At 65.2% G+C, this 9,195-nt stretch carries 8 protein-coding genes and 1 tRNA gene; 3 read left to right on the top strand and 6 right to left on the bottom strand.

Features of this window, described 5'->3' with window-relative positions:
- Together RMN99_RS01985 and RMN99_RS01980 are read right to left on the bottom strand one after the other, a co-directional pair.
- Positions 1-246: aldo/keto reductase (locus RMN99_RS01985; RefSeq protein WP_309621615.1), on the bottom strand; the 246-nt coding region annotated here is incomplete at its 3' end.
- Positions 247-257: 11 nt separating this feature from the next.
- Positions 258-2,225 carry an alkyl sulfatase dimerization domain-containing protein gene (locus RMN99_RS01980; RefSeq protein WP_309621614.1) on the bottom strand — a complete coding sequence of 656 codons (1,968 nt, stop codon included), beginning with the start codon at positions 2,223-2,225 and terminating at the stop codon, positions 258-260.
- A 115-nt stretch (positions 2,226-2,340) separates the two neighbouring features.
- Between RMN99_RS01980 and RMN99_RS01975 the strand changes: the two genes are divergently transcribed.
- The 3 genes from RMN99_RS01975 to RMN99_RS01965 all read left to right on the top strand — a co-directional run bounded on the left by RMN99_RS01975 (position 2,341) and on the right by RMN99_RS01965 (position 4,354).
- Positions 2,341-2,889: a 2'-5' RNA ligase family protein gene (locus RMN99_RS01975; RefSeq protein WP_309621613.1), complete on the top strand. Its 549-nt coding sequence runs from the start codon at positions 2,341-2,343 to the stop codon at positions 2,887-2,889.
- Between the two features lie 64 nt (positions 2,890-2,953).
- Positions 2,954-3,030: transfer RNA gene (locus RMN99_RS01970), tRNA-Met, on the top strand.
- A gap of 208 nt (positions 3,031-3,238) precedes the next feature.
- Entirely contained in the window at positions 3,239-4,354 is a 1,116-nt protein-coding gene (locus tag RMN99_RS01965) for a TauD/TfdA family dioxygenase (RefSeq protein WP_309621612.1), read from the top strand.
- On the opposite strand, the gene RMN99_RS01960 is transcribed toward RMN99_RS01965, so the two are convergent.
- The 4 genes from RMN99_RS01960 to RMN99_RS01945 are packed head-to-tail and all read right to left on the bottom strand — an operon-like array spanning position 4,351 to position 8,952.
- Complete coding sequence (locus RMN99_RS01960) at positions 4,351-5,130, bottom strand: enoyl-CoA hydratase-related protein (protein ID WP_309621611.1); 780 nt, start codon at positions 5,128-5,130, stop codon at positions 4,351-4,353. The two genes, RMN99_RS01965 and RMN99_RS01960, sit on opposite strands and share 4 nt — an antisense overlap.
- A complete protein-coding gene (locus tag RMN99_RS01955; protein ID WP_309621610.1) occupies positions 5,127-7,223 on the bottom strand; it encodes an acetate--CoA ligase family protein in 2,097 nt (698 codons plus the stop codon). Before RMN99_RS01955 ends, RMN99_RS01960 begins: the two co-directional genes overlap by 4 nt.
- A complete protein-coding gene (locus RMN99_RS01950; RefSeq protein ID WP_309621609.1) occupies positions 7,220-8,371 on the bottom strand; it encodes an acyl-CoA dehydrogenase family protein in 1,152 nt (383 codons plus the stop codon). The genes RMN99_RS01955 and RMN99_RS01950 overlap by 4 nt, the downstream gene beginning before the upstream one ends.
- An 11-nt stretch (positions 8,372-8,382) precedes the next feature.
- Positions 8,383-8,952 carry a thioesterase family protein gene (locus tag RMN99_RS01945; RefSeq protein ID WP_309621608.1) on the bottom strand — a complete coding sequence of 190 codons (570 nt, stop codon included), beginning with the start codon at positions 8,950-8,952 and terminating at the stop codon, positions 8,383-8,385.
- Between the last annotated feature and the right edge of the window lie 243 nt (positions 8,953-9,195).

Here is a 9,195-nt window from a genome sequence, read left to right as displayed (position 1 = left end):
CTTGGTGGCGATCACCACGCGGTCGCGGATCGGTTCGAATGCTTCGCCCAGCAATTCCTCGTTCCTGAACGGACCGTAGACTTCGGCGGTATCGAAAAAGGTTACGCCCAGATCCACCGCACCGCGCAGCAGCGCGATCATCTCGACCTTGTCGGGCGCGGGGCCATAGGCATAGCTCATCCCCATGCAGCCAAGGCCAAGCGGGGAAACGGTCAGGCCGGAATGGCCAAGCGTGCGTGCTTTCATCGTACTCATCCTCATGGTTCGGCGATTGTGAAGCCGGTGCTCACCGGATCAAGCGCCCCTTGCAGCGCGGCAATCGCGGCGCGGTCGCCGGTTATCTTCAGCCCGGCTGCCTCAAGCTGCGCCAGTGGCAGGTTCAGGAACAACAGTCCCAGGATCAGCCGGCGCGGACCGGTGATGGTCACCGCCGGATTGCCGAGCGGCTGGCCGACCCGGGCGATCAGCACCGCTTTACCGGCCTCGATCCCAACCGTTTCGGTGCGGTCCGACAACACCAGATTGATCGTCACCGGAGCGGCTAGCCGCGCCGGATCAAAGCGCGTGGCAACGCTATCCATCAACAGCTGGGTAGGCACCGCAGCGATCATGTCCTGGTTTTGCGTGTTGAGCCCGCCCGGCTTGTAGCCTTGCCTCAGATCGCGTGCAGCCGAAAGGAACTGGTTGCGCCAGATCGCGCTTTCGGCCTGATAGCCCTGCTGCTCGTAGCTATCGGCCAGCAATGCGCGGGCCGCCATATTCGCCGGATCGGCGAACACCGCGTGGTTGAGCAATTCGCTGGACCAGCGATAATCGCCCTCGGCCATCGCCTTTTTGGCCAGCGCGATAACCTTTTTCGCCCCGCCCAGCGCGCCGACATAGCGTTTGGCACGGTCCTGCGGCGGCCACGGATTGAGGTTCGCCGGGTTGCCATCGTACCAGCCGAGATAGAACTGATAGACCGCTTTCGAATTGTGGCTGTAAGTGCCGTAATAGCCGTGGTTGAACCATTGCCCGGCAAGTTCGGGTGGCTGGACCAGCCCTTCGGCGATCTCGGCCGGGGTTTGTCCCTGGTTCATCCGCCGCACGGTCTGATCGTGCAGGAAGGCATAGTTGTCGCGCTGGCTGGCGAGCATGCCGGTCACCTCACCATTGCCGAAACGCGGCCAGCAGTGGCTGGATATCACGGCATCGCTGCGCGATCCGTAAAGCTGCAGCGCCTCATCGAGGAACCCCGCCCAGGCATGGCTATCGCGCACCTTTGCCCCGCGCGGGGTGAGGATGTTGTGCAGCGAACAGGTCGACATTTCAGCTGACAGGAAGACGCGGGGCGCCGCGATGTAGACGTTGAGCTCGCTGGGCGCCTCGCTGCCCGAAACGATCTGGAATTCGAGGGTCACGCCATCGACGGTGCGGGCTTCGCCGGTCTTCGAAACCGTGTCGGTGGGTTCGATCAGGGTGATTTCCCCCGCCGCCACGCCCATCCCGATCCCGCTCCCCATCTGCCCTTGCGGCCCCGGCTGCAGAAACACGCCGAACTGGTAATTGGCGCGCCGCCCCATCGCGCCGCCTGCCAGGACGTTTTCGGACGCCGTCTCTTCGATGAATTTTGCAGGCGCAATGATCTGCACCTTGCCCGCCTTGACATCGGCTTCGGACACGATCCCGCGCACCCCGCCAAAATGGTCGGCATGGCTGTGGCTGTAGATCACGGCGACCACCGGCCGCGCGCCCAGCTGCTGGTTGACCAGTTCCAGTGCGGCGGCGGCGGTTTCGCGCGTGGTCAGCGGATCAATGATGATCCAGCCGGTCTTGCCCGCCAGGATCGTCATGTTCGATGCGTCGAACCCGCGCACCTGCCACACGCCGTCGGTCACCTTGAACAGGCCGTGATGGCGCAGGATGCCCACTTCGCGCCACAGCGAGGGATTGACCGTGGCCGGGGCAGGGCCGGTGATCCAGTTGTAGGCGTCGAGATTCCAGACCAGCTTGCCCTTGGCATCACGGATGATCGGATCGCTGCGGGTGGCGATGAAACCGCGCTGGGCAAATTCGGCATCGCGTCCGTCTTCGGCCGGCAATGTCGCCTTGACCCGGGTCTGTGCGGCAACCGTTGCCGGGCTGGGCGGCTTTGCGCCAAGATCGGGTGCAGGCTGCTTGGCGGCAAGCGCGGTCGAAACAAGCAGCAGGGCAAGTGCGGTGCTGCGCAGGGCCGTGGCACGCATGGCGGGGTCTCCTCTTCCTCGCCGTGCAGCGTGGCGCTTTGTCTGGGCCAGTTCAAGGCCTGAGTGCCTGATTGGGCAGTGGCGCGCTGGCACCGGCAAGGCTAAGTGGTTTGTGATGGATGCTACGCCCGATCCGCCCAAACGCGCCCATGCGCCGTTCATCGTCACCGCCGAATTACCGGGCGATGTGTTCGCGCTCGCCGATGGCCTGCGCCGCGCGCATTTTCCACCTGAGCGCAACAGGCTTGCCGCCCACGTCACGCTGTTCCACGCGCTCGCCCCGTCGCTGCGCGACGAATTGCCGCGCGAACTGGCGCGGCTGGCGGGCGAATATGCCGCGCCTGAGGCCGGGATCGACGGGCTGATGGACCTTGGCGGCGGCACCGCGCTGCTGATCCGCAGTGCCGGCATGCAGGCGATCCGCGCCGACTTGTCCGCGTGCTTTTTCGCGATGCTGACGGCGCAGGACCGCGGCACCAAAAAGCTGCACATTACCGTCCAGAACAAGGTTCCGCGTGAAACGGCCAAGGCCCTGCAGAGCGTGCTGGGGGCCACACTGGAACCGCGCCGCTTCGCCTTCACCGGGCTTGGCCTGCACATCTACCGCGAGACCCATTGGGAGAGCTTGGGGGTGTGGAAATTCAGGGGCCAACAGCGCGCTTGACCAAGTCCCACGTCCCCCTTATGTGCGCCGCCTGTCCGGTACCGCCGGGCAACGGCCATGGTATGGCGGAGTAGCTCAGCTGGTTAGAGCAGCGGAATCATAATCCGCGTGTCGGGGGTTCGAGTCCCTCCTCCGCTACCATCCCCCAGGATTCACCACAGACAGCCTACCCCCTTGCCGCACGCTGCAATCAGGCATAGCCTTGCCGTCATGGAACCGGATTCCAGAGATTTCGGGCTGGGCTGCCGCGTGGCCGGTGCGCCATACGGCAAGACGCAGGAATGGTGGCCGCCGCCAGTCGCGGTTGTGCGCTGAACCCGAACGCTTCTTGAACAGAACTGGATATCCTATGGCAGAGCCTGGGTTTGAAGTCCGCCCGGACACGCTTGTCGTGACCTGGGGCGATGCAAATACGTGCAGCTATCCGTCGATCTGGCTGCGTGACAATTGCCCTTCGGGGCTGCACCCGCAAACGCACGAGCGGCTGCTCGATCTGCTGTCGCTGGATGCTGCACCGGTCCTGCTTTCGGCGCAGGCCGATGGCGATGTGGTGGTGCTGGCCTATCAGGATGGCCATCGCAGCCGCTTGCCGCTGGCGCTGCTCAGTGCGCATCGCCCGGGCACGATGGCGGCCGATGCGGGCGCTGTGCCGTGTGCGCTGTGGCGGGCGGACATGACTGTGGCCGGAATTCCGCGCTTTGCTGCGGCTGCGGTGCTCGCCGGCGATACCGCGCTTGCGGACTGGTTGCGGCAGACGGCGCGCTACGGGCTGTCGTTGATCACCGGGCTGGATGACCGGATCGAAGCCGGGACCCAAGTGGCCGAGCGGATCGGTTTCCTGCGCAAGACCAATTTCGGCACCACGTTTGAAGTGATCAGCGTCCCCGATCCGAACAATCTGGCCTACACCCCAGTTGCGCTGCCGCTGCATACCGATCTGCCCAATCAGGAAGTTCCACCGGGGTTCCAGTTCCTGCACTGCATCGCCAACGAAGCGCGCGGTGGCGGATCGCTGTTTGCCGATGGATTTGCGATTGCCGAAGACTTGCGGCGCGCCGATCCCGAGGCTTTTCGCCTGCTGTGCGAAGTGCCGATCCCCTATCGCTTCCACGATGGCGAGGCTGATATCCGCGTGCACGAACCGGTGATCACGCTTGATCGCTCGGGCGCGGTGATCGAGATCCGCTATAACGCCCACATCGCCGGGGTGTTCGATATGCCGGCCGCGATCATGCCCGAATACTACCGCGCCTACCGCGCTTTCATGGCCATGACCCGTGATCCGGGGTACCGGCTGACGTTCAAGCTGGAAGCCGGCGAGATGGTGGTATTCGACAATCGCCGCGTGCTCCACGGGCGCGAGGCTTTTGATCCGTCAACCGGCTTTCGCCATCTCCACGGCTGCTATGTCGATCGCGGTGAATTTACCTCGCGGCTCAGGCTGCTGGCGCGCGCGGCGGGCTAGCGGCCCTGCCAGATCGGGGGGCGTCCCTCGGCAAAGGCCCGCGGGCCTTCCAGCGCGTCCTGCGATCCCAGCATGGCCTGATAGCTGGGCACGGCGCCGCTGCGCATCAGGCGGTAGCCGTGCTCCGCGTCAAGCCCTGCAGTGGCGCGCAGGATGTCGCGCGCGGCCTTGATCGCCATTGGGGCGCCGGCGGCAATGGTGTGGGCAAGGTCCAGCGCAGTATCGCGCAGCGCTTCGGGTGCGCAGACCCGGCTGGCCAGGCCATGGTGCAGTGCTTCGGCGGCGCTCAGACGGCGGCCGGTGAGGATCATTTCGGTGGCGAGCCGCTGCGGCAGGCACTTGGGCAGGCGCAGCAGCCCGCCCGAATCGGGCAGGATGCCAAGCTGGGCTTCGGGCAGCCAGAACTGCGCCGTATCGCTGGCCACGATCAGGTCTGCTGCCAGCGCCAGCTCGAACCCGCCACCCACCGCCAGCCCATTGACCGCTGCAATCACTGGCTTCGACAGCGAAAAGTATTCGGTCAGCCCGGCAAAGCCGCCGGGGCTGTGCACTGCATCAACCGCTTCGCCTGCGCTCGCGGCCCCCAGATCCCACCCGGCGGAAAAGAACCGGCCAGTGCCGGTGATGATCCCGACCCGCAGCGCCGGATCCTCGTCGAGTGCCTTGAAGCCCGCATAGAGCGCCATGCTGGTGACAACGTCGATCGCATTGGCTTTGGGCCGATCGAGCGTGATGACCAGCACTGCACCGCGCGGTTCGAGGGTGACGGCGCTCATGACTTAAGTTCCTTCATCCGGATCAGCGCATCAACTGCCACTGCGCCGCGGGGCAGGGCAAGCAGCGGATTGACGTCAAGCTCTTCAAGGCGGTCCGCGTGGGCCATCGCAAAGCGCGCGATCGCTTCGATTGCGCCAAGCAGAGCCGCCATATCGCAGCCGGGCGTGCCGCGATAGCCGGTGAGCACGCGGTGGATCGGCAGGCGCGCCAGGGCCTGCTCGATGTCGCTGCGGCTGGCGGGAAGCAAAAGCTGTTCGGTCTGGCGCAGCAGTTCGACGAAGATTCCGCCCGCACCCAGCGTCAGGAACAGGCCAAATTGCGGATCGCGGCCGATCCCGACGATCATTTCGGCCACCGCGCCGGGAACCATCGCTTCGACCAGCAACGCATCACCCAGCGGGGCCATGCGCCGCGCTTCGGCCAGCAATTGCGCGGAATTGGCAATGCCGATCACCACCCCGCCAAGTTCGGTCTTGTGCGCAAGAGCGCTTCCTACTGCCTTGAGAACCAGTGGAAAATCCATACCTGTGATCGTGCCGTTGGGGATGCACTGCACTTCAAGCGCGCTCAGCGAAAAGGTCTTGCTGCGCGGCACCTGCAATCCGTACCCGGCGAGCGCGGCCTTGGACCGGGCTTCATCCCAGGTTACGGCATTGTCTTCAACATCAGCGGGCAGCGCGGGCTGGGCCGGCGGCGCGGGGCTGGCCCAGGCCGCGCCGATTCTGGCTGCGGCGGCGATGGCGGTCAGCGCTCCGGCAAGGCCGGCGACCGGAACAATGCCTTCATCAAGCAGACGCCGGGCAGCCGCCTCCGGCAGGTTTTCGGCCAGCGTGCTGACCACCATTCGCACCGTTCCCGGCGGCGGCGACTTGGCCCGGTGCGCCGTGATGAAGGCGTCCAGCGTCACCTCCCAGTCCTCGCCGTTGCAGCGATCGGCGCGGGGGAAATCGAGGATCAGGATCGCGGCTTCAAAGCCTGCGCCGATCATGCCTGCAAAGCACCGCGTCTGCGCGGCGCGATTCCCCCAGATGTAGGTGTGGTAATCAAGCGGGTTGGCGACATGAACCTGGCTGCCCAGCACGGCTTCCAGCGCGGCCTGCGTTGCGGCCGGAAAATCCGGCGTTTCCAGCCCGGCGCGTTCGGCCAGATCGGCGGTGAGCGAGGCCTCTCCGCCCGAACAGCTGGCGCTGGTGATCCGCTTTCCGGCCAGCGGCCCGGCCACATGCAGCAGTTTGAGCGTTTCGAGAAAGCTGGCGGGATCGCGGACGCGGGCAACGCCGTAGCGATCAAACAGGACATCGCACAGCGCGTCAGCCCCGGCGAGCGAACTGGTGTGCGAGAGGGTGAGTGCAGCGCCTTTGGCCGAAGCGCCGGTCTTGAGCGCGACCAGCGGAACCCCCGCCGCGCGCGCGGCCAGGCAAGCCTCGCTGAACCGCTGAACCGAACCCAGCCCTTCCAGGTTGAGCCCGATTACGCTGACACGTTCGTCCGCAATCAGGGCTTCGATCAGATCAGCCGGGGTGACATCGGCGCAGTTGCCGATGCTGATCACATAGCCAATCGGCAGTCCGCGCGCCTGCATGGTGAGGTTGAGCGCAAAATTGCCGCTCTGGCTGATAATCGCCACCCCGCGGCCTTGCGTTATCGGCAGGCAGCCATGCTGATCGGGCCACAGCGCTACGCGGTCGAACAGGTTGAGCATGCCATAGCAATTGGGGCCGATCAACGGCATGCCCGCCGCCGTTTCCAGAAGTTCGTGCTGAAGCAGGCGGCCTTGGTCACCCTCTTCGGCAAAGCCCGCAGCGTAGCAGATTGCGCCGCCCGCGCCGCGTTTTGCCAATTGGCCTGCCAAGGCGATGGTCGGCCCGGCGGGGGCCGCCACAAACACGGCATCGGGCACGCCGGGGAGCGCGGCCACATCGGGCAGACAGGGTACCCCGGCCATCTCGGCGCGGCGCAGGTTGACCGGCCAGATCGGCCCGGCAAAGCCCAGCGCCAGACTTTGCCGCACCGCCTCTTCGGCCGCCTTGCCGCCGATAAAGGCCAGGCTTTTCGGGCGCAGCAACCGCGCCAGATGTGAACCGCGCGTCATCTTTCGAGCGGGCGCAGCAGCGCGCGGCTGATGATGTGGCGCTGGATCTCGCTGGTCCCGTCCCAGATCCGCTCAACCCGGGCATCGCGCCAGAACCGTTCGATCGGCAATTCGTCCATCAGCCCCATCCCGCCGAAGATCTGCAGTGCGTTGTCGGTCACCCGGGCGAGCGCTTCGGAAGCGAACAGCTTGGCCATCGCCGCATCGGTATCGGTCATGGTCCCCTGATCGTCTTTCCACGCGGCGCTGAAGGTCAGCAGCTGCGCAGCGGCCAGTTCGGTTTGCATGTCCGCCAGCTTGAAGCTGGTGCCCTGGAACTTGCCGATGGTCTGGCCGAACTGCTTGCGCGTTGCCGCCCATTGCGTCGCCATTTCCAGCACGCGCTGCCCGCGTCCGACCGATGTGGTCGCCACCTGCAGCCGGGTCGAACCCAGCCATTGGCCCATCAGATCGAAGCCTTTGTCGCGTTCTCCCAGCAGGTTGCGCGCCGGAATGCGGCAGTCGTCGAACACCAGTTCGCACTGGTGATAGCCGCGGTGCGAGACGCATCGGGGGCCGCGGCGGCGGGTCAGGCCGGGGGTGTCAAAATCGACCAGGAAGCAGCTGATTGCCTTCTTGCCGCCGCCCAGATCGCCGGTTGCGGCGCACAGGATCACATAGTCGGCCAGATCGGCGTGGCTGATGAAATGCTTGGTGCCGTTGATCACGAAATCATCGCCATCACGCTTGGCGAAGGTGCGCATCGCGCGAACATCGGACCCGGCATCGGGTTCGGTCATCGCCAGGCAATCGTGCCGCTGCCCCCGGATTGTAGGCAGCAGGAATTCCTCGATCTGGCCGCCAGTGCAACCGCGCAGCACGTTGCTGGGCCGCGCCACTAGCATCTGCAGTCCATAACCGGCGCGGCCCAGTTCGCGCTCCATCAAGGTGGTGTCAAACGTGCCGAGCCCGCCGCCGCCAAGCACGGCCGGCATGTTCACGGCATAAAGCCCCAGCGCGATCGCCTTGGCGCGGATCTCGGCGGCAAGTTCGGGCGGAATTTCGTCTGTCTTCTCGACCAGATCTTCGTGCGGATAAAGCTCGGTCTCGGCGAATTTGCGAACGGTCTCGACCAGCATGTCCTGTTCGTGGGTAAGGGCGAAATGCATTTCGGTGGTCCTCAGCCGCGACGGATTGCGATGGTGCTCCCGGCCTGCGGCGGCGCAGGGAGGGCGGAATGGGCGGCGCGGATCGCCGCGACCCGGCGTTGCAGTTCGGCGGGCATCGCACTGCTTTTGCCCGCTGCCATATCGACATGGACCAGCATCTGCTCGCCGGTTGCCAGCAATTCGCCGGAAACCGCATTGTGCATCGCATGGAAGATGTGCAGCCGCTTGTTGTCAGCGTCCAGCAGCTGCAGCGACAGGTCGAGCCGGTCGCCCAGATGCGCTTCGGCAAGGTTGAAGATCATGGTCTGGACGGTGAACAGCGAATGCCCGGCAGCGCGGTAGGCCTCGTCGATCCCGATCAGGCGGAAAAAGGCGTCGGACTGGTCGCCGAACACCAGCAGATAGCAGCTTTCGCTCATGTGGCCGTTGTAATCGACCCACGCGTTTTCAACCGTGGGCGCGATGAGCCGCAACGGTGCTGCAATTGGTATCGTATCATCCCAGCTGGGCGCTTGCAGGCCTTCGAGCGGCGTGCGCAGGCCGTGGTTTGCGGTGCCGTCGGGATCGTCTGGTGAGGTCATGGCGGGAATTCCCGGATGTGATGCGTGGCGGCTTCCGCGCAGCCAGTCCGTGCCATGCAAAGCCGCCGCGTGCTTGTGCAAGCCCTGCGCAAGGAGCGGGATTTTCTAATGCCATGCATCAACGCGGCTAATGCAGGGAAGGCGCGATTGACTTGGCCCCGCAGCTTGCCACGCTGTGCATTGTGGGCAGAATTCTGCGCACCGTGGCTAAGGGGATCGCGTTGGCATATGCCCACCTGGTCT

This window comes from Novosphingobium sp. (assembly GCF_031417815.1).
Classification (GTDB): Bacteria; Pseudomonadota; Alphaproteobacteria; order Sphingomonadales; family Sphingomonadaceae; genus Novosphingobium.
Note: the sequence above shows the minus strand (reverse complement) of the source record. Positions and strands in the feature narration are given on the sequence as shown.